This window comes from Ruegeria sp. CG3 (assembly GCF_056537205.1).
This window is the reverse complement of the sequence record NZ_JBQFRC010000007.1, coordinates 22443-45137: the sequence shown is the minus strand read 5'-3', so window position 1 is coordinate 45137 and position 22695 is coordinate 22443. Positions and strand designations below refer to the sequence as shown.

The 22695-nt window shown below is 62.9% G+C and carries 20 protein-coding genes; 8 read left to right on the top strand and 12 right to left on the bottom strand.

Annotated elements, in window-relative coordinates; all coding sequences use genetic code 11:
• Window positions 1–19 precede the first annotated feature (19 nt).
• A complete protein-coding gene (locus ACR0NB_RS18785; RefSeq protein WP_480776482.1) occupies window positions 20–967 on the top strand; it encodes a GlxA family transcriptional regulator in 948 nt (315 codons plus the stop codon).
• Here ACR0NB_RS18785 and ACR0NB_RS18780 read toward each other — a convergent pair.
• Both ACR0NB_RS18780 and ACR0NB_RS18775 read right to left on the bottom strand, forming a co-directional pair.
• Window positions 964–1953, bottom strand: coding sequence for a sterol desaturase family protein (locus tag ACR0NB_RS18780; RefSeq protein ID WP_170447131.1), 990 nt, complete (start codon window positions 1951–1953; stop codon window positions 964–966). The genes ACR0NB_RS18785 and ACR0NB_RS18780 overlap by 4 nt on opposite strands.
• An 11-nt stretch (window positions 1954–1964) precedes the next feature.
• Window positions 1965–2720 carry a class II aldolase and adducin N-terminal domain-containing protein gene (locus tag ACR0NB_RS18775; protein WP_480776481.1) on the bottom strand — a complete coding sequence of 252 codons (756 nt, stop codon included), beginning with the start codon at window positions 2718–2720 and terminating at the stop codon, window positions 1965–1967.
• A gap of 115 nt (window positions 2721–2835) precedes the next feature.
• On the opposite strand from ACR0NB_RS18775, the gene ACR0NB_RS18770 reads away from it, so the two are divergent.
• The gene (locus ACR0NB_RS18770; RefSeq protein ID WP_480776480.1) at window positions 2836–3720 is read left to right on the top strand and encodes a LysR substrate-binding domain-containing protein; all 885 of its coding nucleotides are present in this window, start codon (window positions 2836–2838) and stop codon (window positions 3718–3720) included.
• Window positions 3721–3723: 3 nt separating this feature from the next.
• On the opposite strand, the gene ACR0NB_RS18765 is transcribed toward ACR0NB_RS18770, so the two are convergent.
• A complete protein-coding gene (locus tag ACR0NB_RS18765; RefSeq protein WP_480776488.1) occupies window positions 3724–4149 on the bottom strand; it encodes a VOC family protein in 426 nt (141 codons plus the stop codon).
• 127 nt (window positions 4150–4276) lie between these two features.
• Here ACR0NB_RS18765 and ade point away from each other — a divergent pair, with 127 nt between their 5' ends.
• The 3 genes from ade to ACR0NB_RS18750 all read left to right on the top strand — a co-directional run bounded on the left by ade (window position 4277) and on the right by ACR0NB_RS18750 (window position 7957).
• Window positions 4277–6079, top strand: a complete 1803-nt coding sequence (gene ade, locus ACR0NB_RS18760) for an adenine deaminase (protein WP_480776479.1) — start codon at window positions 4277–4279, stop codon at window positions 6077–6079.
• Window positions 6076–7539 (top strand): AMP nucleosidase, encoded by a 1464-nt coding sequence (locus ACR0NB_RS18755; protein WP_480776478.1) that lies wholly within the window; start codon window positions 6076–6078, stop codon window positions 7537–7539. The genes ade and ACR0NB_RS18755 overlap by 4 nt, the downstream gene beginning before the upstream one ends.
• Window positions 7540–7669: 130 nt before the next feature.
• Window positions 7670–7957, top strand: coding sequence for an HU family DNA-binding protein (locus tag ACR0NB_RS18750; RefSeq protein WP_170340577.1), 288 nt, complete (start codon window positions 7670–7672; stop codon window positions 7955–7957).
• 108 nt (window positions 7958–8065) lie between these two features.
• On the opposite strand, the gene ACR0NB_RS18745 is transcribed toward ACR0NB_RS18750, so the two are convergent.
• Window positions 8066–9262, bottom strand: a complete 1197-nt coding sequence (locus tag ACR0NB_RS18745; RefSeq protein ID WP_480776487.1) for a BCCT family transporter — start codon at window positions 9260–9262, stop codon at window positions 8066–8068.
• 184 nt (window positions 9263–9446) lie between these two features.
• Here ACR0NB_RS18745 and ACR0NB_RS18740 point away from each other — a divergent pair, with 184 nt between their 5' ends.
• Window positions 9447–10334, top strand: a complete 888-nt coding sequence (locus tag ACR0NB_RS18740) for a DMT family transporter (RefSeq protein ID WP_480776477.1) — start codon at window positions 9447–9449, stop codon at window positions 10332–10334.
• On the opposite strand, the gene ACR0NB_RS18735 is transcribed toward ACR0NB_RS18740, so the two are convergent.
• Complete coding sequence (locus ACR0NB_RS18735; protein ID WP_480776476.1) at window positions 10310–10831, bottom strand: glutathione peroxidase; 522 nt, start codon at window positions 10829–10831, stop codon at window positions 10310–10312. The two genes, ACR0NB_RS18740 and ACR0NB_RS18735, sit on opposite strands and share 25 nt — an antisense overlap.
• Window positions 10832–10976: 145 nt before the next feature.
• Here ACR0NB_RS18735 and msrB point away from each other — a divergent pair, with 145 nt between their 5' ends.
• Together msrB and msrA are read left to right on the top strand one after the other, a co-directional pair.
• Window positions 10977–11426, top strand: coding sequence for a peptide-methionine (R)-S-oxide reductase MsrB (gene msrB, locus ACR0NB_RS18730; protein WP_480776475.1), 450 nt, complete (start codon window positions 10977–10979; stop codon window positions 11424–11426).
• Window positions 11423–11935, top strand: a complete 513-nt coding sequence (gene msrA / locus ACR0NB_RS18725) for a peptide-methionine (S)-S-oxide reductase MsrA (RefSeq protein ID WP_170391424.1) — start codon at window positions 11423–11425, stop codon at window positions 11933–11935. The genes msrB and msrA overlap by 4 nt, the downstream gene beginning before the upstream one ends.
• A gap of 3 nt (window positions 11936–11938) precedes the next feature.
• Here the strand turns inward: msrA and ACR0NB_RS18720 are convergent, their stop codons facing one another.
• The 7 genes from ACR0NB_RS18720 to ACR0NB_RS18690 all read right to left on the bottom strand — a co-directional run bounded on the left by ACR0NB_RS18720 (window position 11939) and on the right by ACR0NB_RS18690 (window position 22693).
• Window positions 11939–13942, bottom strand: a complete 2004-nt coding sequence (locus tag ACR0NB_RS18720) for a hydantoinase/oxoprolinase N-terminal domain-containing protein (RefSeq protein ID WP_480776474.1) — start codon at window positions 13940–13942, stop codon at window positions 11939–11941.
• A gap of 71 nt (window positions 13943–14013) precedes the next feature.
• Window positions 14014–15051 (bottom strand): tRNA epoxyqueuosine(34) reductase QueG, encoded by a 1038-nt coding sequence (queG, locus tag ACR0NB_RS18715; RefSeq protein ID WP_480776473.1) that lies wholly within the window; start codon window positions 15049–15051, stop codon window positions 14014–14016.
• 75 nt (window positions 15052–15126) lie between these two features.
• Window positions 15127–15792, bottom strand: coding sequence for an FtsZ-binding protein FzlA (gene fzlA, locus ACR0NB_RS18710; RefSeq protein WP_170340588.1), 666 nt, complete (start codon window positions 15790–15792; stop codon window positions 15127–15129).
• 59 nt (window positions 15793–15851) lie between these two features.
• Window positions 15852–16592, bottom strand: a complete 741-nt coding sequence (gene mtgA / locus ACR0NB_RS18705; RefSeq protein WP_170433449.1) for a monofunctional biosynthetic peptidoglycan transglycosylase — start codon at window positions 16590–16592, stop codon at window positions 15852–15854.
• 40 nt (window positions 16593–16632) lie between these two features.
• Window positions 16633–17550: a Hint domain-containing protein gene (locus ACR0NB_RS18700; protein WP_480776472.1), complete on the bottom strand. Its 918-nt coding sequence runs from the start codon at window positions 17548–17550 to the stop codon at window positions 16633–16635.
• A 176-nt stretch (window positions 17551–17726) separates the two neighbouring features.
• Window positions 17727–22259 (bottom strand): glutamate synthase large subunit, encoded by a 4533-nt coding sequence (gltB, locus tag ACR0NB_RS18695; RefSeq protein ID WP_480776471.1) that lies wholly within the window; start codon window positions 22257–22259, stop codon window positions 17727–17729.
• Complete coding sequence (locus ACR0NB_RS18690; RefSeq protein WP_005979708.1) at window positions 22256–22693, bottom strand: GFA family protein; 438 nt, start codon at window positions 22691–22693, stop codon at window positions 22256–22258. Before ACR0NB_RS18690 ends, gltB begins: the two co-directional genes overlap by 4 nt.
• Between the last annotated feature and the right edge of the window lie 2 nt (window positions 22694–22695).

Sequence of the window (22695 nt, the reverse complement as noted above, 5' to 3'; positions counted from 1 at the left end):
GCAGAACTAGACTTCAATCATGCAGAGATGGACCAAATCACCCGCCGCACCGCAGCGATTCGGGGTACTTCTGTTCGACGGGTTCTCGAACCATTGTCTGGCCAATGCGGTCGAGCCGCTGCGCGCGGCCAACACGCTGTCGGGGCAGCGACTGTATGACTGGCAATTCCTGTCACTGGATCCAAGGCCGGTCACGTCGTCCTCAGGGTTGCAGGTGGCACCCCATGCGGCGCTTACGGATGCGGATGGGGATATGCTGCTGGTGATGCCCTCCTACGGGTTTCAAGCACATGGTGGTTGGCGCACCCAGGCGGGGTTGCGTGCGGCGACGCGGCGCTTTCGCACCCTCGCCGGGCTGGACACCGGCAGTTGGTTGCTGGCCCAGGCCGGATTGCTGAACGGCCACCGCGCCACGATCCATTGGGAGGAACTGACCGCGTTCACCGAGCGATTCCCCGAAGTCGAGACCTGCCGCGAGCGCTATGTCATCGACGGTGACCGCATCACCTGCTCGGGCGCCATGGCCGCCTTTGATCTGGTGATGCACCTGATCGGGCAGGATCACGGTCAGGCGCTGGCACTGGAAGTCGCGCAGCTGTTCATGACGCGCGACTCCGCCCGGTCACATTCCGGCGGCGCAGGCTCGGCCAGTTCGCATGTCAACAAGGCGCTGGCACTGATGCAGGAAAATCTCGAGACCCCTCTGCCGATCCCCGAGATCGCCCGGCGCGTGGGACGGTCGCAAAAAGCACTGGAATCCCGGATGCGGGCGGACTTGGGGGCCGGGCCGGCTAAGGTCTATCGTCGGATGCGTCTGAACCTTGCGCGCAAGCTGGCCGCGGAAACCGGCCTGAGTATCGCCGAAATCGCTCTGCGCGCGGGATATGAGGACCCCAGCGCGCTGACCCGCGCCTTTCGGGCCGAGTTTGGACTCAGTCCACGAGCCCTGCGCAGCCGGTCCCGCTAGGTATACATCTGTTTCTTGTAGGCCCGCGTCCGCGTCGTCGCCTCGGCCGACCCGTCGTGGTAGGTGCCGAACCACTTGTCGAACGGGATCTCGGACGTGCCGTAGTTGCACTCGAAATACCGGTGGTGCAGCTGGTGAAAGAAATCGCCTGCCCGCGCGGCATCCGTGTCCCCTGCTTTCAGCTTTTCGAACCCCGAATGGGACAGGACCGGGCTGATCTGCTGGAAATAGACATGAAACAGCAGATGCAACGGGTTTGAGGGCACGATCAGGTGGATGAAATAGGTCGTGAAATACAGCAGATTCTCGTACCAGTGGTTCGAGATGCCCGACCACGGCCCAACATTGACGTTGCGGTGATGAACGGCGTGCACATGCTTGTACAGTTTCGGGTGATGCTCCAGCCGGTGCACCCAATAGAAATGCAGACCCGACCACATCGGAATGAACAGCATCCAGACCACGCACCAGACCGGCGCGCTGGCCCAAGTGACCGTTGGCGCATACCCGTTGGCCATCGCCCAGTAGATACCCCATTGATAGACGGTCGCCACCGTCATGGCGCTGCCCAGGGTCCACCAGATGTTGTCCCAGACCTGATTGCGGAAGGTGAAGGTTCCGTTGTCGCGGGTCAGGTCGCGGCGATCGAACTTTTTGTACATACCCTGCCCCTTGCGCATGTAGAGCCACCAGTGCAGCCCACCCGCAACAAGGATCTGAGGCACCATGTTCAGCAGCCAGACGCGGAACATCCAGCCGGGCGCAAAGCTTTGCATCGCCTCGAGCGGCGGCAGGAACAGCACATAAGCAATCACGGCCAGCCCCATGCACAGGGTCAGCGCTGTGATCGGCAGCCACGCCCCGGAATACCATTTCAAAACGGCGATCGGGCGCGGTGGCCAACTGAACAAAGGGTTCAACGCAACAGGGTCAGACGGCCGATAGTGCCAGCGGGCGGCTTCGGGATCATGCGGGGCATCGGTCATGATAAAACCCTCTAGGTGGCGTAGTCCGAGCCTTCCGCATCCAGAACGGCCTTTATTTCGCGCAGATGCGCCTCGGCCTGCCCCGGGTAGTCATCCAGCTCCTGCGCGGTCTTTTCGGCGATCTCGTCCGAAAGCACCCGCAACGGCCGGCCCGTCTGAAGGGCGCGTACATAGGTCTCGGCGGCGCGCTCGAAATAATAGAGTCTGTTAAAGGCATCCGCTGCATTGTTGCCAATCACCAGCACCCCGTGGTTGCCCATGATCATGACCTTCTTTTTCGGGTCCTGCAGCATTCCAGCGCAACGCTCACCCTCGCTTTCAAAGGCCAAACCGCCGAATTCGTCATCAATGACATAGCGGTTGAAAAAGGTTGCGGTGTTCTGGTCGATCGGCGGCAGGTTGCTGTCGGCCAAGGAGGCCAGGACAGTGGCAAAAATCGAATGCACATGCATCACGCAACGCGCATGCGGGCATCTCCGGTGAATCGATCCATGCAGACCCCATGCGGTCGGGTCCGGTGCTCCGGGCTTGTTCATCGTGTCGGGATCGTTGGCATCCAGCAGCAGAAGGTCCGAGGCGCGGATGCGCGCGAAATGCATCTGGTTCGGGTTCATCAGGAACTGCGTGCCATCCTCGTTCACGGCAAGGCTGAAATGGTTGGCCACCCCTTCATGCATGTTCAACCGCTCGATCCAGCGGAAAGCGGCGGCCATGTCCACGCGCTCCTGCCAGTGGTCGATATTCGGTTTCAGACTGGTAACGCTCATCCGGGGGGCTCCATTCGGCTTGGACAGGTGGCTGGTGAAAACCGTGCCGGGCCGGGGCGCAATTGACCAACGAAAAAATTGGCGCTTTGGCATTAGCTGAACTTATGATTGGATTATGAAACCCCGGACTCCCCTTCCCCCGCTTGGCTGGCTGCGCACCTTCGAGGCCGCCGCCCGCCACCTGTCGTTCACCGGCGCGGCGCGCGATCTGAACATGACGCAAAGCGCCGTCAGCCAGCAGATCAAATCGCTCGAGGGCTATCTGGGCCAGCCCCTGTTTCACCGGCGCCCCCGCGCATTGGAACTGACCGAGGCCGGAATCACCTATCTGCCCGTGGTACGCGAGGCGTTCCGGACGTTGGTGCGTGGCACCCAGGCCGTGACCGGGCAGCAGGAAAACACCGTTCAGGTGCAGTGCAACATCACCTTTTCGGTGAACTGGCTGGCCCGGCGCCTGCCCGCCTTCCGCGCGCTGCACCCCGATGTCCACCTGAACATCTTCACCGAGTTGTGGGAGCCGCGCGAGATGGCCGAAGGCGCGGCGGTCGAGATCCGCTATTCCCTGCGCCCGGCCGACACGGTCCGCACCGAGCTTTTGCGCAGCGATCACTACTACCCCGTCTGCGCCCCAGACTATCCGGTGACGCTGGAAACCCTTCAACAACAGCCGTTGTACGATTGTTCGAATCTGCTGTCGAACTGGGCCAGCTGGGCCGAAGATCAGGGTCTAAACTGGGGCAATCCGCCGATTGCCTATGCCACGACCTATATGGTCGGCCTGTCCGTTGCGATGGCCGGCGGCGGGCTGTGTCTGGCCCATGACACGATCGCAAAACGCCTGCTGGACGAAGGCCGTCTGATCGCGCCGTTCGAGCATCGCGCGCCGATGCCCGAAGCCTATTACCTGCTGCTGTCGCCCCAGGCCGAGGAGACCCCGGGTGCCGTGGCCTTTGCCGAGTGGATCAGGGCGGAAATCGCGGCCGAGCAACACCGCGCCTGACTTTCAGCCGTCTTTGGGGCAGCTGGCAACCCAGGCATAGCCGTTCTCGCACAAAATATAGGTCTCGCGCAGGCCATGGGGCTTGTCGGTCGGCTCCTGCAGCACGACCGCGCCTGCGGACCTGGCGCGCTCCGCCGCCTCGTCCGGGTCGGTGTCGTACAGGTGAATCTCGATCCCGCCACCGCGTGGGGGCGTTTCGGGAACCAGCCCCAGCAGCGGGTTGGAATGATAGGTGCCGTCCGAATGCAGCTGAAACACCTGATCGCCATAGGTGACGATGGCAAAATCCGTCGTCACCTGATGGGATTTCAGGCCAAAAACAGTCTCCAAAAAAGCGCATTCCGCCCGCACGTCGCGCACCAGCAGGTTCAGCCCGATCCCGCGCAGGCTGCGGCCGAAACTGTCCGCATCTATGGTTTCGTAATCCATGTCGCTACCAGACCCCGCATCGCAGCGCGGATCAAGCATTTGCTGCCCCGCGCCCGGTCGGATGACGGTTTCATGAAGGTGGCACGGCAGGGGTTGCACCTTCCGATGCATTCGGGAAAGTTGTGCCATGGAATACGCACCCTTCCCCTCTTGGCCCGACGTCGCCCCCCGCCTGATCGCCGTTGCCGCTGGCCGCGAAGCCGCCGACATGGTCATTCGCGGCGGGATCTGGATCAACGTGCACAGCCGCGAGGCGCTGCCCGATCACTCCATCGCCATCGCCGCCGGACGCGTGGCCTATGTCGGCCCCGACGCCAGCCACTGCATCGGGCCCGACACACAGATCATCGAGGCCAAGGGCCGCTACATGATCCCCGGCCTGTGCGACGCGCATATGCACATCGAATCCGGCATGCTGACCCCGGCCGAGTTCGCCCGCGCGGTGATCCCGCATGGCACCACGTCGATGTTCACCGACCCGCATGAAATCGCCAATGTCCTGGGGTTGGACGGCGTGCGGATGATGCATGACGAGGCGCTGATGCAGCCGGTCAACATCTTCACCCAGATGCCGTCCTGCGCGCCCTCGGCGCCCGGGCTGGAAACCACGGGCTACGAGATCACCGCCGAAGACGTGGCCGAGGCGATGACCTGGCCCGGCATCATCGGGCTGGGCGAGATGATGAACTTTCCCGGTGTGATCAACTCCGATCCCAAGATGCTGGCCGAAATCGCCGCCACCCAGCGCGCGGGAAAGACGGTGGGCGGACACTATGCATCCCCTTATTTAGGGCCTGATTTTGCAGCCTATGTCGCCGGCGGCCCGGCGGATGACCACGAAGGCACCTGCGAAGCCGACGCCATTGCCCGCGTGCGGCAGGGGATGCGGTCGATGATGCGGCTGGGCTCGGCCTGGTATGACGTGGAAAGCCAAATCACCGCCGTCACCGAAAAGGGGCTGGACCCGCGCAACTTCATCCTGTGCACCGATGACTGCCACTCGGGCACGTTGGTGAACGAGGGCCACATGAACCGCGTCGTGCGCCATGCCATCGCCTGTGGCTGCGACCCGTTGATCGCGTTGCAGATGGCCACGATCAACACCGCCACCCATTTCGGGCTGGAACGCGAGATCGGCTCGATCACGCCGGGCCGCCGGGCGGACGTGATCCTCAGCTCGGACCTGACCGACTTGCCGATCGAGATGGTCATCGCGCGCGGGCAGGTGGTGGCCGAGAACGGCGCGATCACGGTGGATTGCCCGCATTTCGACTGGCCTGACCGGGCACGCAACACGGTGCATCTGGGCCATGCCCTGACCGCTGCCGATTTCGAGATCACCGCGCCCGAAGGCGCAAACCGCGTGCGTGCCAATGTGATCGGCGTGGTCGAGAACCAAGCCCCCACCCAGGCGCTGAAGGCCGAGCTGCCGATCATCGGCGGGCTGGTCGAGGGCGAAGGCGATGTCTGCCAGATCGCGCTGGTCGAGCGGCACCGGGCCACGGGAGGCGTGACCAACGCCTTCGTGTCTGGCTTTGGCTATCAGGGCCGGATGGCCATGGCCTCGACCGTGGCGCATGACAGCCACCACATGATCGTGGTCGGCACCGACCGCGATCAGATGGCGCTGGCCGCCAATCGCCTGGCCGAAGTAGGCGGCGGCATCACCATCTTCCGTGATGGCGAAGAACTGGCGCTGGTCGAACTGCCCATCGCCGGCCTGATGTCCGACAGCCCGGCCTCCGACGTCGCGGCCAAGGCGCAGAAGATGGTCGAGGCGATGCAGGCCTGCGGCTGTCAGTTGAACAACGCCTACATGCAGCACTCGCTGCTGGCCCTTGTCGTCATCCCCGAACTGCGGATATCCGATCTGGGACTGGTGGATGTCCGCACATTCGAAAAAATTGACCTTCTGGAACCCCTCGCATGACAAAAATAACAACGCCCGACCCACGGGACCCCGAGATTTTCACCGATGCCGCCGCGGCCGTTGCCCGGCTGGAAGAGCTGTACAACGAGGCCACCGCCTTTCTGTGCGACAGCTTTGCCGAGGCCATGGAAAGCGGCACGCCCAAGGTCCGTTACAGAGCCTATTACCCGGAAATTCGTATCCGTACGGCGTCTTACGCGCATGTGGACAGCCGCCTGAGCTTTGGTCACGTGTCCGAGCCCGGGGTACATGCTACTACCGTGACCCGGCCGGATCTGTTCCGGTCCTACCTCACGCAGCAGATCGCGCTGCTGATCAAGAACCATAACCAGCCGGTGACCATCGGCCCCTCGACCACGCCGATGCCGGTGCATTTCGCCGTGGCCGGCAACCCCGATCTGGTGGTCCCTCATCAGGGTGCTGCAGGGTTCACCCTGCGCGACGTGTTCGACGTGCCCGATCTGACCACCACCAATGACGACATTGTCAACGGTGTGCACGAACCGCAGGATGGCGTCGGCCCACTGGCCTTGTTCACCGCCCAGCGCATCGACTATTCTCTGGCCCGGCTGGCCCACTATACCGCCACCGACCCGGACCATTTCCAGAACCACGTTCTGTTCACCAACTACCAGTTCTACGTCTCGGAATTCGAGAACTATGCGCGCGCGCAACTGGCCGACCCCGACAGCGGCTATACCAGTTTCGTCTCGACCGGGAATGTCGAAATCACCGACCCCGACGCGCCGCTGCAACAGCCGCTGAAACTGCCGCAGATGCCGACCTATCACCTGAAACGCGCCGACGGGTCGGGGATCACGCTGGTCAATATCGGCGTCGGGCCATCCAACGCCAAAACCGCCACCGATCACATCGCGGTGCTGCGCCCACATGCCTGGCTGATGGTCGGCCACTGCGCGGGGCTGCGCAACACGCAGGCTCTGGGGGACTTCGTGCTGGCCCATGCCTATCTGCGCGAAGACAAGGTGCTGGACGACGATCTGCCCGTCTGGGTGCCGATCCCGCCGCTGGCCGAAGTTCAGGTTGCGCTGGAACGCGCCGTGGCCGAAGTGACCGAGCTGGAAGGCTATGAGCTGAAGCGGATTATGCGCACCGGCACGGTGGCCTCGGTCGACAACCGCAACTGGGAACTGCGCGACCAATCCGGCCCGGTGCAGCGCCTCAGCCAGTCGCGCGCCATCGCGTTGGATATGGAAAGCGCCACGATCGCCGCAAACGGCTATCGCTTCCGCGTGCCCTACGGCACTTTGCTGTGCGTGTCCGACAAGCCCCTGCATGGAGAATTGAAGTTGCCCGGCATGGCGTCCGAGTTCTATACAACCCAGGTCAGCCGCCATCTGGCGATCGGAATCCGCGCGATGGAACACCTGCGAGGCATGCCGCTGGAACGTTTGCACAGCCGGAAATTGCGCTCGTTCGACGAAACGGCCTTCCTCTGACGCAAAAAAGCAACGAAATCCCCATATTTTTTGGGGTTTCGGTGCTACTATTCGTTGTGTTCGCCCACAATATCCCGTTACAGTTACGCGGTGAGGCCCAATAGATCGGGCACGTTAAGGAGACCAAGAAATGGCAAAGCCTATGACGAAGACTCAGCTGGTTGCTGCTCTCGCTGAGGAAATGGGAACCGACAAGAAATCCGCGAACGCGGCGCTGGAGGCGATCACTGGCCTGATCACCCGCGAAGTTTCGGCCGGTGGCGCCGTGACCCTGCCGGGCGTCGGCAAGATCTACTGCCGCGAGCGCCCCGAGCGTCAGGTTCGCAACCCGGCCACTGGTGAGACCTTCACCAAAGAAGCCGACAAGGTTGTGAAGATGACCATCGCCAAGGCCCTGAAGGACAGCGTCAACAGCTGATCCGCGCCTTAGGGAAAACGATCAAGGGCCGCGAAATCGCGGCCCTTTTTCTTTGGTATTTGTTTACCGGGCCCGTTCGACCAGACCCGGTGTTGTCGTGTGCCGAGGTCAGTGAACAGTCTCGACCTTGTGGAAATCCAGATCCCGATCTTCGGGCATCGAGTCGATGCTCATCACCTCTTTGCGCTTGGCGATCAGGATATAGATCACGCAGGCGAGGTAGAGGCCAACCACAACGGCGCCGATCCACTGAATCTGCAGCCACTGGCTCTGGAACAGAAGCGTCAGCACAAACAGAAGCACCACGTTTCCGGCAACATAGGCCGTCTTGCCGAAGCGTTCGACCGTCATGTTCAGGTTGTCGGTATAGAGCCTGATGAGCGAGTCCAGTGAGTTGATCACGAAGGTCACGCCGACGATCACCATCGCGATGTTGGTGATGCCTGCCGTGCTGATGCCGTTCAGGTGATAGTAGTAAAGCACGCTGAACCAGATCGCCAAGGGGATCGACGGAAAGATCAGCAGCGCCGCCAGCAATTGCCAAGTGGTCAGCCCTCCGACAAAGCGCGAGGTGAACTGACCGATCATGATCGACCAGGCAAACCACCAGAACAGGTAGAAGGCGTGATAGTCGGTCAGAGGCAGTACGAACTTGTGGATATTGGCGAAATACGCCCCGATATTGCTGCTGGTTTCCACGAAACCCGCAAGGCCCATACCGGCCGCGGCCCACATGCCAAGGATCAGTGCCAGGAACAGAAACGTCGAGCCGACAGAAAGAATCCGCACGTATTTCAGGTCAGTCGAGGAATAGGCCGCGGCCAGAATGACGACAAACACGATGATGTAAAACGTGGTCACTACGGACTCGCCATCACCAACTTCGGGCAGGTATCCGGGCAGGTAGATCAGGAACAGGCTGGCGGTGAAAGCGCAGGTCCCGATGATCACCACATTGTTGATCAGCTTGACCACCGGGATTTCAAAGAACTGCACTCGGGGTTCGATGACGCAGAAATAGAAGGCCGTCAGGAAATAGAAGGCCCAGATCAGAAAACCCCAGAACCCGAACTCAATCGCCAGCGGGTTTGCGAAGGCATAGGCTGGATCTTCGGCATAGCCGCCGAATTCGGTCAGCGGGAACATGATCAGCCCGACATCCAGGCCGGATGTGAACAGGATCGCGATGAAAGTGAACAGATGAACAGGTGTTACGCCCACGCACCGCAGGTTCCACCATTTCACGACGAAGAACGCTACCAGCCCAAGAGCAAGCAGGACCCCGAATGACAGGATGTATTCCAGTAGCACCGACAAACCTCCCTTTAGATGTCAGATCACCGAGCGGATATCTTTAATTGGCTAGTCAATCAATAAAACCGACATCTAGGGAAAACTTGCGTGCACCATGTGTCTTTTTTGACGCTCGGGCGCTTGTGGCCTGCGGGAAAATCGGAAACAGTCGCCGCACGTTCAAACAGGAGCGGTCATGGATCTGCGCGCCATCGCCATGGGGCTGGCCTTTGCCTTCATCTGGTCGTCGGCCTTCACGTCGGCGCGGATCATCGTCGCGGATGCCTCGCCGCTGTTTTCACTGGCGGTTCGCTTCCTGATTTCCGGCATCCTGGGTGTCGCAATCGCCCGGGCCATGGGCCAGAGCTGGCGCCTGACGCGGTCGCAATGGTACGCGACCATCCTGTTCGGAATCTGCCAGAATGCCCTGTATTTGGGTCTGAATTTCTATGCAATGCAAACGGTCGAGGCCTCGGTCGCGGCGATCATCGCCTCGACCATGCCGCTCTTGGTGGCGCTGGCCGGTTGGCTGCTGTTCGGGGAACGGTTACGCCCGCTGGGTGTTCTGGGTCTGCTGGCCGGGTTCGCCGGCGTGGCCTTGATCATGAGCAGCCGGATCAGCGCCGGGATCGACCTGTTTGGAGTTGCTCTCTGCGGGTTGGGCGCGCTGGCGCTGACCTTCGCCACGCTGGCCGTGCGCGGCGCGACCTCGGGCGGGAATTTCATGATGGTCGTCGGTTTGCAGATGTTCGTCGGGTCGGCGGTTCTGTTCGTCGCCGCCCCGTTGTTCGAGACGATCTATGTCCGTCCAACCTGGCCGCTGGCGTTGGCCTTCACCTACACGACCCTGTTCCCCGGCCTGCTGGCCACTCTGATCTGGTTCCTGCTGCTCAACCGGATCGGGCCGATCCGCGCGGCGACCTTCCATTTCCTCAACCCGGTGTTCGGGGTCACGATCGCCGCGATTCTGCTGGGTGAGCGGTTGGGCGCAATGGATGCCGTCGGCGTTGCGGTCACCACGCTGGGCATTCTGGCCGTGCAGTTGTCACGCCAGCCGGTTCAGCGCAGCAGGGCCTCGACCTGACGGCGCAGCTTGCGGGAATCCGGCCGGGTCGTCGATCCGAAGGTCGCCACGACCTCGCCTTCGGGGCTCAGCAGGATCTTGTTGAAATTCCAGTTGGGCACAAACCCGGATTCGGCCGCGACCGCCTTGTAGAACGGGTGGGCCTGAGGGCCGGTCACGGGGGTGATGTCGGTCATGGGCAGGGTCAGGTCATAGTTCAACTCGCAGAACTCCTTTACCTCGCTGGCGGTTTCCAGTTCCTGGTTGAAGGAATCCGACGGGACCGCCAGAACCACCAAACCCTTGGGTCCATAAGTGTCCTGCAGCTTTTGCAGCCCGGAATACTGCCCGGTAAACCCGCATTGCGAGGCCGTGTTGACCACCAGAACCGGCTGGCCGCGCCAGTCCGACAGCGACAGCGTGCCGCCATCGATTGAAGGGAACTCTCCGGACACCGGTGCGCCTTGCACCGTTCGACCGATCAACAGCAAGGCAGACAACAGCAACATTCTGAACATGGCGTGACCTCCTCTTTGATACTGATACGCGCGAAGCACGGCGGCAGATCACCCGCACGATCGCGCGAGCCGGGTGAAACAGGGCTTTGCTTTTGTCGCGGCGCGCCCCAATTATCTGACCAAAGACCACAACGCCGGAGGACCAATGCCCAAATATACCAAAGATCCATCGGTTGTCGCGGCCCTGTCGCCCGAGGAGTTCCACGTCACCCAACGCAACGGGACCGAACGCCCCGGCACCGGCAAATACCTGCACAACACCGAACCCGGCATCTACGTGGATATCGTATCAGGCGAGCCGCTGTTCGCCTCGACCCACAAATACGAATCGGGCTGCGGCTGGCCCAGTTTCACCAAGCCCATCGCGCATGACCACGTTACCGAGCTTGAGGACCGCTCGCTGGGCATGATCCGGACCGAGGTCCGCTCGAAACACGGCGACAGCCACCTGGGCCATGTGTTTCCCGATGGTCCGCTGGATCAGGGTGGGCTACGCTATTGCATCAACTCCGCCGCGCTGCGGTTCATCCATCGTGACGACATGGAGGCCGAGGGCTATGGCGAATACCTCGATCAAGTGGAGGACCCGAAATGACCGAACAACGCGCCGTTCTGGCCGGAGGCTGCTTCTGGGGCATGCAGGACCTGATCCGCAAGCTGCCCGGCGTTCTGCGCACCCGCGTCGGATATACCGGCGGCGACGTGCCCAACGCGACCTATCGCAACCACGGCACCCATGCCGAAGGGATCGAGATCTGGTTCGACCCCGCGCAGATCACCTATCGCGATCTGCTCGAGTTCTTCTTCCAGATCCACGACCCGACCACCGTGAACCGTCAGGGCAATGACATCGGAATGAGCTATCGCTCGGCCATCTATTACTGCGACGAGACCCAGAAACAGATCGCGCTGGACACGATCGCCGATGTGGATGCCAGCGGGCTGTGGCCCGGCAAGGTCGTGACCGAGGTCGAACCCGTCGGCGATTTCTGGGAGGCCGAGCCCGAGCATCAGGACTACCTTCAGCGTATCCCCAACGGCTATACCTGCCACTTCCCGCGCCCGGACTGGGTTCTGCCCAAACGCAGCAGCGCTGCCGAATAACATTCAGCCGACGGCCACCCGCGGGCGGCCGCTGGCTTCGACGGTCAGCATCGCCTCGACGAAGACATCCTTGCCTTCGATCCGGGCGGTGCGGATGTCGCGGTTGACGATCACGCGGATATCCTCGGCCCCGGCCTCGCGCACGGCGCTTTCGGTCTCGCGCCGCAGTTCGGCCTCCAGCAGGGCCAGCGCGGGTTCGGGTTCGGGGAAATCCTGCGGCCCGTCGTTCAGATGCACGCGGTACCGGCCTTCGGACGGGGCGGTCACCGTGCCCGCCCGGCGCATGGTCAGCCGCCCCACGACGGCCCCGATCGCGTTGGCCACCCCGGCATGGTCGGGCAGCACCATGGTACAGCGCAGCCGCTCACCGACCGCCGGGTAATAGCTTGGCGCCGAGGCCCCCAGCCCGACCACATCCACGTTCAGCTTCGTGTCCAGCGCCAGCAAACCGCGATGCCCGCGCAAGCCCCGCCGCGTCAGAACATGGCGCGCCAGATCCTCGGGCGGCAGGCCGAACGCCTCGGCTTCTTCTGCAAAAGCGGTCTCTAACAAGGTCAAAACGGTCTGTTCGGTCAACTGATCCACGATCATCCCGGCCAGTTCATCGGCCGAGCCGGCCAGCCGGTCGCCCGACCCCACACGTCGGCGCGCAATCAACTCCAGCGCCTTGCGCGCGGCATCGGCATCCCAATCGGACAGGCGCCCAAGAACGTGGCTGGCATCCGACGGCGTCACCCCCGAAACCTGAACGATCCCGCGATCCACCAGCCGGGTCAGAGCACCGTTTTCCATCCGCGTGCGCAACAGGGCGCTCAGGGGCAGAACCTTGTCCCCCAGCCGCTCCAGCAGCCCCGCCTCGCGCGGTCCCAGACCCTCGGCGTGGATGCCGGACACACGGCGCGCGAAACGGGTGTCGTGCTCGCCCACCGTGGTCGCGCGCAACTGCTCGTCCAGCGCGGCATGGACCACCTCGGCCGCCTCAGCCGCGATCAGCGACACCGGCAGCACCCGGCGCGGACCCAGGAAAACGCCGCCGCGCAGGCCCTCGGTCACCACATGCACCTGGCTGTCACCGCCCAGACCATGGGTGCGCATCGCCACCGCCTCGACCATGGTGCGGAACCCGCCGACCCGGGCGCCCGCCGGGTCGATCGCCGGTTTTCCATCGCGGATCAGCGCCACATCAGTCGTCGTCCCTCCGATATCCGAAACCAGCGCATCCTGTACTCCGGTCAGCCAGCGCGCCCCCACGATCGAGGCCGCCGGACCGCTGAGAATCGTTTCGATTGGCCTCTCCCGCGCCTGCTCTGCGCTCATCAAGGCGCCATCCCCACGCACCACCATCATCGGCGCGTCGATGCCCAGCTCGAGCAACACATCCTGCGCCCGGCCGATCAGACGGTCGATCATTCCGATCAGACGTGCATTCAGCACCGCCGTCACCGCACGTTTCGGCCCGTTCAGCTTGGCCGACAACTGATGCGAGCAGGTCACCGGCGCGCCGGTCTTTGCGGCGATGATCCGCGCAACCTCAAGCTCGTGCGCGGGGTTGCGCGTGGCAAACTGGGCTGCGACCGCGAACCCGGAAATCCCGGACTGCTGGTCCAGAAATTCGGTCAACGCCCCTGTATCCAACGGCGCGGCCTCGGCCCCGGCATGGCTGTGCCCGCCCGCGATCACCAGCGCCGGGTCACCCTTCAGCGCATCGCGCAGCCCATGCCTGTCCAGATCGCCGTCCCGAAATCCGACATAGATCAGCGCAACGCGCCCGCCCTGCCCCTCGACCAGCGCGTTCGTGGCCAGCGTCGTCGACAGCGACGCCATCGAGACCTGGCCGGGTGCGACCTGCGCCTGGTCCAGCACCGCCCGGATCGCCCGCCCGACGCCGATCGCCAGATCTTCGCGCGTGGTCAGGGACTTGGCCGAGGCGATCACCTCTTCCTCGTCCCGGATCAGCACCGCATCGGTATAGGTTCCACCGGTATCCACGCCCAAAGCCAACGCCATCGGGGTCTCCATCCTGTTCGCAGTCACGGGTGTAGCGGTTTGAACCGACGCGTCCAGCCTGTTTGCGGCATTCACGACAGTTGTTCGACCGCCCAGCGCGCCGCGTCCGCCACCGTCGGATCGGGATCCTCGGTCAGCGCCTGTGCGACCGGAATCAACTCCGCCGACCCGGAATTGCCGATGGCATAAAGAACGTTGCGCACGAACCGGTCGCGCCCGATCCGCTTGATCGGTGAGCCCGAGAACCTGGCCCGGAACGCCGCATCGTCCAACCCGGCCAGTTCCGCCAGCGGCGGCGCCATCAGGTCTTGGCGCGCGGCATAGCGGATGTCGCTGGCCGCCACCGCGAACTTGTTCCACGGGCAGGCGGCCAGACAATCATCACAACCATAGATGCGGTTGCCCAGCTTGCCGCGCAACTCCTGATCCACCGGCCCCTTGTGCTCGATGGTCAGATAGGAAATGCAACGCCGCGCATCCAGCTGATAGGGCGCCGGGAAGGCATCCGTAGGGCAGGCATCCAGACAGGCCCGGCACGACCCGCAATAATCCACTTCCGGAGGATCCGCTGGCAGGTTCAGAGTAGTGAAAACAGACCCTAAAAAGGCCCAATTGCCCCAATCCCGGCTGACCAGATTGGTATGTTTGCCCTGCCACCCCAACCCGGCCGCATGGCCCAGTGCTTTCTCGGGCACCGGCGCGGTATCGACGAACACCTTCACCTCGCCCCCGGCCTCGGCAATCAGCCACCGGGCCAGCCGCTTCAGCCGCTTCTTGACCAGATCGTGGTAATCCCTGTTCTGCGCATAGACCGAGATCGCCCCGCGATCGGGTCGCCCCAGAACCTCGGTCGGATCATGATCCGGCGTGTAACTCTCGGCCAGCATGATGACCGAGCGCGCCTCGGGCCACAGCTGCGCCGGATCGCCCCGCCAATGGGCCCGCTCGGCCATCCAACCCATCTGCCCGTGATAATCCGCCGCCAGAAAGGCGGCCAACCGCGCAGGCACCTCGGGCACGTCCCAGGGTCGGCAGATCCGGCACGACACGAACCCCTCGGCCCGGGCCTGCGCCACCAACCTGTCCTTCAATGCCGTCGCGCTGTTCATCTGGCCCAAAATATCCTCTGGGGTGAATTGGCCCAACGGGCCAAGAGGGGGCAGACAGCCCCCTGCCCCAACCTATCAGAAATCCAGGTCGGCGTAATGGGCGGGCGGGCGGAAGCCCGGCACCTGATCCGCCAGGATCGACCGGAAGGCCGGGCGCGACTTGATCTTGGCGTACCAGTCCTTGACCACCTGGCTGCGATTCCAGTCCACGTCCGAAATATAGTCCAGCGCCGACAGATGCGCGGCAGCCGCGAAATCGGCCAATGTCATCTGATCTCCGGCCAGCCAGCGCCGCTGATCCAGCAGCCAGGCCATGTAATCCAGGTGGAATTTGATCGCCCGCGCGCCTTCCTTGACGTTCTTGCTGTCGGGATAGCCCTGACCGGTCACTTTCTTGTTCACTCGCTCGTACAGCAGCTTGGATGTCACCTCGTGGTGGAATTTGTCATCAAACCAACTGACCAGTCGGCGCACCTCAAACCGGGCTTCCGGAGTTTTCGGCATCAATGCGGGTTCCGGCCGCGTCTCTTCGATGTATTCGCAGATCGCTGCGCTTTCTGACATCACCCGGCCATCCAGCCGCAGAACCGGGACCTTGGCCGCAGGGTTTCTGCGCAAGAAGTCCGGGGATTTTTCCCAGTACTTTTCCTCGACCAATTCGACTTCGATCTTCTTTTCCGCCAGTGACAGGCGGACTTTTCGACAAAAGGGGGACAGGGGAACGTGAAACAAACGCGCCATGTGGATCCATTCGAACCAATTGAGTACCGCTCAGCAATAGCCGCTGACGGGCAGAAGTTTCAATCCTCGAAGCAATCTGCGCGACCATCTGCGCGGATGGTGGCCGCTCCATCGCGGATCGCGGCGGCTCGTCTGCGGGTGTAAACCGACGGGTCCGTGACCGAACGATTTCGCGGTGACGGAAGGATTGCCGCCAGCCGCGCCGCCTGCACCGGGCTGAGTTGGGCGGAACTGACTCCAAAATTCTTGCGGGCGGCCGCCTCGATCCCGAACAGGCCCTCACCGGTCTCCGCCACGTTCAAATACACCTCGAGAATGCGCTTCTTGCTCCAGAAGATTTCGACGACCGGGGTCATGGAGGTCTCAAGCGCCTTACGCACCCAACTGCGCCCCTGCCACAGAAAGACATTCTTGACCACCTGCTGAGAAATGGTCGACGCCCCGCGGTTGCCACCATCTTCAAGCGCATCGCGGATCGCGTTCACGTCAAAGCCCCAATGCAGGCAGAAATTCGCATCCTCGGCCGCAACGACCGACCGGGCCATGACCGGAGACATATCCTCGATCGCGACCCATTCCCGGTCCACCTTGCCCAGGCGGCGCCACTCGGACCAGATCGTATGGGTGATCGGCGGGTTGACCACGGTGTAGAGCAAAACAAGCGCCACGAACGCCGCGGCCAGAGCACCGATGACACGCAGTACCCACCGCCGAATCCGAACGATGAGCGTTTCCGTTTTCCGAGACCGGGTTGCCTTTTTGGACTTACCGCGGGATTTGCGCGCTGCTTTCTTCGCCATGTTCCTGCTATACGCCGCAGCACCGGTATTTGGAACGGAATTATGACGCGATCAGCCGCCCTTCGCGCGGGCGCACCACCGGACGGGCGGTTTTCGGACCACCATCTTCCACCGCTGCCAACTGCGGGAACAGTCGCAACAGCTCGGCCTGTGTTTCCCGGTCAGACTGCGTGACGGCGTGGCCGGGATAGTAGCTTTCGCTTTTGGCGCCGTTGGCGATGACGATCTCGTGTTGGTCGAACAACAGGTGGAAATACTCGATCTCTCCACCTTCGACCCGCGTCACCGTCGTGCCGTTGACCAGGGAATGTGCGGGAACCAAAACCTCGGGGTGGCCGTAGAAATAAGCCGCGCGCCAATCGTCGATCAGCATCCGGTGCTGGGGCGAGAACAGAGTGTCACGGTCCAGTCCCAAAACCCCTTCGGCAAAGCGGATCGGTGCGGCGTTGCCCTCGGCCGCGACGGTGGTTCTGCCGACCCAGATGAGAGCCTGCGCGCCATTGTCGACCGTCGTGACCAGGTCACCGGGCTGCAGATCCTCGACGCGGCGCAATCCATCGGGTGTCTTTATCATCGTTCCGGCGGTAAAACACGGCGGCCCAAGCTCGCCCGGAACCACCAGAGGGCCTTGGGTATTGACGAAAGTCGTCGAGACAAGCGTTCCCTCTTGCAGCACCTGACCGTCCGTCGGGGTGAATACCCGACTGCCATCAGCCAGATAGAAGGTGATTCCCGTGTAGGTGACGTTCCCCACACCGGACACGTTGATCGTCACCGTATCGCCCGGCCAGGATCGGGTGACATCGATGCCGTTGACCGAGTCATTGTCGGAACTGTCGATATCACCATCGTCGTTCTGGTCGACCAGATTGTACTTCTCAACCGTCAGAAGGGTCCCCGTTGCCGGCGGGCTGGCCGGATCCATGGCAAAGAACTGGTCAAGATAGGTCGTGGGCATGCGACGACTCCCTGGCGAAATTGGCGGTAAGCGGAAGCATTGGCGAAATTTCCAAACTTTCCGTGTACAGGCCTAGCGACACGCAATGGTTTTTCAAGAAATCCGGAATCGGGAGGGCACAAAACGAAAACCCCGCGTGTCTTTTCAAACACGCAGGGCAGGTTTCATAGGCGGTCTTACTCGGCCGGAACCGCCGCTGCCTCGTGGCTCAGCGGGTAGCAGAGTTTGTTCAACATTTCCTTCGGGCAGACCTGCAGGAAGTTCGACAGCTCGACATCCCAGTGCTGCAAAATGTCGGCGGCCTTGCGGCTGCCGGTCTCCGCGGCGTGACGCTCGATCAGCGACTTCAGTTGGGTCTCCCAATGCTCGACCGTTACGGGGCAGGTCACCAGGGTTTCCATGTTCATCAGCAGCTGCGCCTTGCCTTCGGGGTCGTACAGATAGGCCATGCCACCCGTCATCCCCGCGCCAAAGTTCGCACCGATGTCACCCAGAATCACCGCAACACCGCCGGTCATGTACTCACATCCGTTCGAGCCGCAGCCCTCGACCACCACGGTGGCACCCGAGTTGCGCACGGCAAAGCGTTCCCCAGCACGGCCAGCCGCGAACAGGTACCCGTCGGTCGCGCCGTACAGGACCGTGTTGCCGATGATCGTATTCCGGTCGGCCTGCAACGGGCTGACCTGCGGAGGGCGCACGACGATGGTGCCGCCCGAAAGGCCCTTGCCCACATAGTCGTTGGCGTCACCCGACACTTCCAGTTTGAGCCCCGGCGCAGCGAAGGCGCCCAACGACTGACCGGCCGAGCCTTGCAGTTTCACATGCAGATGGTCCGGCTGGAACGTGTTGCGCATGCCAAAGTTCTGCACGATGTGGCTGGACACGCGGGTGCCGACCGTCCGGTGCGTGTTCTGCACAGCATAAGACAGCTGCATCTTCTCGCCATCCTTCAGGAACCGCGCCGCGTCGCGCACGATTTCAGAGTCCAGCGTATCGGGCACCGCGTTGCGCGGCTTGTCACGGTCATAGACGATGTTTTGCGCGCCATCGACGGTGATCAGCAGCGGATTCAGGTCCAGATCGTCCAGATGCGCCGAACCGCGGCTGACCTGCGCCAGCAGATCGGCCCGGCCGATGATTTCGTCGACCGACCGTGCGCCGAGGCTGGCCAGGATCTCGCGCACTTCTTGTGCGTAGAAGGTGATCAGGTTCACCACCTTGTCGGCATTGCCGGTGAACTTGGCGCGCAGGCTCTCGTCCTGCGTACAAACGCCCACCGGGCAGGTGTTCGACTGGCACTGGCGCACCATGATGCAGCCCATCGCGATCAGGGCGGCGGTGCCGATGCCGTATTCCTCGGCCCCCATCATCGCGGCCATGACGATATCGCGCCCGGTGCGCAACCCGCCATCGGTGCGCAGGGTCACCCGGTCGCGCAGGTTGTTCATCGCCAGAACCTGATGCGCCTCGGTCAGGCCCATTTCCCACGGCAGGCCGGCATATTTGATGCTGGTCGCGGGCGATGCCCCGGTGCCGCCATTGTGGCCCGAGATCAGGATGATGTCGGCCTTTGCCTTGGCCACCCCGGCGGCGATCGTGCCCACGCCCGAGGACGCCACCAGTTTCACCGTCACCTTGGCGCGCGGGTTGATCTGCTTGAGGTCATAGATCAGCTGCGCCAGATCCTCGATCGAGTAGATGTCGTGGTGCGGCGGCGGCGAGATCAGCGTCACGCCCTTGGTCGAGTGACGCAGGCGCGCGATCAGATCGGTGACCTTCATGCCGGGCAGCTGGCCGCCCTCGCCGGGCTTGGCACCTTGGGCCACCTTGATTTCCAGCTCTTCGCACTGGTTGAGGTATTCGGCGGTCACACCGAACCGGCCCGAGGCCACCTGCTTGATCTTGGCTGAGGGGTTGTCGCCATTCGGCTCGGGCACGAAGTGTGCGGGATCTTCCCCACCTTCACCCGAGTCGGATTTCGCGCCGATCCGGTTCATCGCCACGTTCAGCGTCTTGTGCGCCTCGGGGCTGAGCGCGCCCAGCGACATGCCCGGCGTGACGAACCGCTTGCGGATCGAGGTGATCGACTCGACCTCCTCGATCGGGATCGGCTTGCCCAGCGGTTTGAAATCCATCAGATCGCGCAGATGGATCGGCGGGTTGGCCTGCATCTTGGCCGAGTACTGCTTCCACAGCTCGTACGAGGCGCGGTTGCAGGCCATCTGCATCATGTGCATCGAGGTCGCTTCCCACGCATGGGTCTCACCCGATTTGCGGGCCTTGTAGAAGCCACCGATAGGCAGAACATCCAGGCCACTCTCCCAGCCTTTGGCGTGGATTCCTTCGGCCTTGGACTGAATGCCGGTGACGCCGATGCCCGAGATCCGGCTGGTCATGCCGGGGAAGTATTCGGCCACCATGGCGCGGCTCAGGCCCACGGCCTCGAAATTCAGACCGCCGCGATAGGACGAGATCACCGAAATGCCCATCTTGGCCATGATCTTCAGCAGGCCCTGGTCGATCGCCTCGCGATAGCGCGCGACGTTTTCAGTCAGGCTGCCTTCCAGCAACCCGCGTTCGATCCGGTCGGCCAACGAATCCTCGGCCAGATAGGCGTTCACCACGGTCGCGCCACAGCCGATCAGCACCGCAAAATAATGCGGGTCGATGCATTCCGCCGAGCGCACGTTGAGCGAGCAGAAGGTCCGCAGGCCCTGACGGATCAAGTGCGAATGCACCGCGCTGGTGGCCAGGATCATCGGCATCGCCACTTTGCCGGGGCCGGAATACTGGTCGGTCAGCACCAGGTGACCCGCGCCCGAACGCACGGCCTCCTCCGCCTCGGCGCGGATGCGGGCCAACGCGGCGCTCAGCGCGCCGGTGCCGGGTTCGAAGGTGCAGTCGATCTCGGCCAGCGGCGCATCGAAATTCGCCACCAGTTCTTCCCACTGGGCGTTGCCGACAAAGGGGCTTTCCAGCACCACGATCTCGGTCTGGCTGCTGTCTTCATCCAGCACGTTCTTGAGGTTGCCGAACCGCGTCTTCAGCGACATCACGCGGTATTCGCGCAGGCTGTCGATCGGCGGGTTGGTCACCTGGCTGAAGTTCTGGCGGAAGAAATGGCTGAGCGGCCGGTACTGTTTGGACAGAACCGCCGAGGGCGTGTCGTCGCCCATCGAGGCGATCGCCTCTTTGCCATCCTCGGCCATCGGTGCGAGGATCTGCTCCAGTTCCTCGACCGTGTAGCCCGCCGCGATCTGGCGCTTGCGCAGTTCCTCACCGGTGAACAGCGGCTTTTCGGCGACCTTCGCCAGCTTTTCGTCCAGATCGTTGATCTTGCTGACCCATTCGCCGAACGGCAGGGCCGCGGCCAGCTTGTCCTTGATCTGCTTGTCGCGGTACAGCTTGCCCTTCTTCATGTCGACGGCCAGCATCTGGCCCGGACCCAGCGCGCCTTTTTCCTTAACGCTGGCCTCGTTGATCGGGACCATACCCGCCTCGGACCCGGCGATCACCAGACCGTCGCCGGTGACGACATAGCGCATCGGGCGCAGGCCGTTGCGATCCAGCCCGGCGCAGACCCAGCGGCCATCGGTCATGGCCAGCGCGGCGGGGCCGTCCCACGGCTCCATCACCGAGTTGCAGTAGGAATACATGTCGCGCCAGGACTGCGGCAGTTCCACCGCCTGTTTCGACCAGCTTTCCGGCACCAGCATCGTCTTGGCCATCGGGGCCGAGCGGCCCGCGCGCACCAGAACCTCGAACACCGAATCCAGCGCCGCCGAATCCGACGATCCGCCCGCAATGATCGGCTTGATGTCTTCGGCATAGTCGCCAAAGGTCGCCGAGGCCATGCGGATCTCGTGGCTTTTCATCCAGTTGATGTTGCCCTTCAGCGTGTTGATCTCGCCATTGTGGGCCAGCATGCGGAACGGCTGCGCCAGCCACCATTGCGGGAAGGTGTTGGTGGAATAGCGCTGGTGATAGATCGCAAAGGCGGATTCGAAACGCTCGTCCATCAGGTCGGGGTAGAACACAGCGACCTGCTCGGCCAGCATCATGCCCTTGTAGATGATCGACCGGCAGCTGAGCGAGGCCAGGTACAGACCCGAAATCCCCGCGGCGGCAGCGGCTTTCTCGATCCGGCGGCGGATGACGTACAGCTCGCGCTCGAACGTGTCCTCGTCAACGCCCTTGGAATTCGAGATCAGGATCTGCTCGATCTCGGGCCGGGTCGCGTTGGCCTTTTCGCCCAGGCAGGTGACATCCACCGGCACATGGCGCCAGCCATAGATGTAGTAACCCATCCGCAGAACTTCGGTTTCCACGATGGTCCGGCAGCGCTCCTGCGCGCCGAAATCGGTGCGCGGCAGGAACACCTGCCCCACGGCGATCAGCTCGTCCATCTTGGGCTCGTGCCCGGTGCGGCGGATCTGGTCATAGAAAAAGGGGGCCGGGATCTGCACATGGATGCCCGCGCCGTCGCCGGTCTTGCCGTCGGCATCCACCGCGCCGCGGTGCCAGATCGCCTTGAGCGCATTGATCCCGGCCTCGACCACCTTGCGGCTTTTCTTGCCGTCAACCGAAACCACCAGGCCGACCCCGCACGAGGAATGCTCTTCCTGCTCGGAATACAGGCCATTTTCGGCCATCCACTTGCGCTTGGCTTCCTCGGCCCGGACCCAATCGGCATCATATTTCGTCATTGGCTGTCTCCTTCTTCCGACGGGGCGTACATGGCCATGACCTCGGCTTCGGTCATCTGGCGGCGTTCACCTGCGAACGCGTAACCCTCGGGCTTCTTGTCGATGTAGAGTTCAAGTTTGAGCGTGTTGCCGGCCGCGTTGTCGAACAGGCCGGCCGCGATCTGTGTCTGGCCGTGCATCTCGCCCGGCAGGGTGATCCGGTACCACAGGGCCGAGCCGCACTCTTCGCAGAAGGCGCGTTCGGCCCAATCGGACGAGGTGAAGGTCTTGACCGGCCCCAGCGCCGCATAGCCCGGCTGCGCCGGAAAGGTGACCAGCGCGCTGCTGGTCCAGCGGCGGCACATGTCGCAATGGCAGGCGCCCAGCGCGTCGCGTGCGGGGGTCGCGGTCACGGTGACCGCACCGCACATGCATTGGCCTTGCAATTCGGGCATCC

Excerpts from the sequence above, each read along its gene's own strand:
- ACR0NB_RS18740 (WP_480776477.1), top strand. The coding sequence starts at position 9,447 with ATGGATCTGCGCGCCATCGCCATGGGGCTGGCCTTTGCCTTCATCTGG.
- queG (WP_480776473.1), bottom strand. The coding sequence starts at position 15,051 with ATGAACAGCGCGACGGCATTGAAGGACAGGTTGGTGGCGCAGGCCCGG.
- ACR0NB_RS18765 (WP_480776488.1), bottom strand. The coding sequence starts at position 4,149 with ATGGATTACGAAACCATAGATGCGGACAGTTTCGGCCGCAGCCTGCGC.
- ACR0NB_RS18720 (WP_480776474.1), bottom strand. The coding sequence starts at position 13,942 with ATGGCGTTGGCTTTGGGCGTGGATACCGGTGGAACCTATACCGATGCG.
- msrB (WP_480776475.1), top strand. The coding sequence starts at position 10,977 with ATGCCCAAATATACCAAAGATCCATCGGTTGTCGCGGCCCTGTCGCCC.
- ACR0NB_RS18770 (WP_480776480.1), top strand. The coding sequence starts at position 2,836 with ATGAAACCCCGGACTCCCCTTCCCCCGCTTGGCTGGCTGCGCACCTTC.
- fzlA (WP_170340588.1), bottom strand. The coding sequence starts at position 15,792 with ATGGCGCGTTTGTTTCACGTTCCCCTGTCCCCCTTTTGTCGAAAAGTC.
- ACR0NB_RS18690 (WP_005979708.1), bottom strand. The coding sequence starts at position 22,693 with ATGCCCGAATTGCAAGGCCAATGCATGTGCGGTGCGGTCACCGTGACC.
- ACR0NB_RS18780 (WP_170447131.1), bottom strand. The coding sequence starts at position 1,953 with ATGACCGATGCCCCGCATGATCCCGAAGCCGCCCGCTGGCACTATCGG.
- msrA (WP_170391424.1), top strand. The coding sequence starts at position 11,423 with ATGACCGAACAACGCGCCGTTCTGGCCGGAGGCTGCTTCTGGGGCATG.
- ACR0NB_RS18735 (WP_480776476.1), bottom strand. The coding sequence starts at position 10,831 with ATGTTCAGAATGTTGCTGTTGTCTGCCTTGCTGTTGATCGGTCGAACG.
- ACR0NB_RS18755 (WP_480776478.1), top strand. The coding sequence starts at position 6,076 with ATGACAAAAATAACAACGCCCGACCCACGGGACCCCGAGATTTTCACC.
- ACR0NB_RS18785 (WP_480776482.1), top strand. The coding sequence starts at position 20 with ATGCAGAGATGGACCAAATCACCCGCCGCACCGCAGCGATTCGGGGTA.
- mtgA (WP_170433449.1), bottom strand. The coding sequence starts at position 16,592 with ATGGCGAAGAAAGCAGCGCGCAAATCCCGCGGTAAGTCCAAAAAGGCA.
- ade (WP_480776479.1), top strand. The coding sequence starts at position 4,277 with ATGGAATACGCACCCTTCCCCTCTTGGCCCGACGTCGCCCCCCGCCTG.
- ACR0NB_RS18700 (WP_480776472.1), bottom strand. The coding sequence starts at position 17,550 with ATGCCCACGACCTATCTTGACCAGTTCTTTGCCATGGATCCGGCCAGC.
- ACR0NB_RS18775 (WP_480776481.1), bottom strand. The coding sequence starts at position 2,720 with ATGAGCGTTACCAGTCTGAAACCGAATATCGACCACTGGCAGGAGCGC.
- gltB (WP_480776471.1), bottom strand. The coding sequence starts at position 22,259 with ATGACGAAATATGATGCCGATTGGGTCCGGGCCGAGGAAGCCAAGCGC.
- ACR0NB_RS18750 (WP_170340577.1), top strand. The coding sequence starts at position 7,670 with ATGGCAAAGCCTATGACGAAGACTCAGCTGGTTGCTGCTCTCGCTGAG.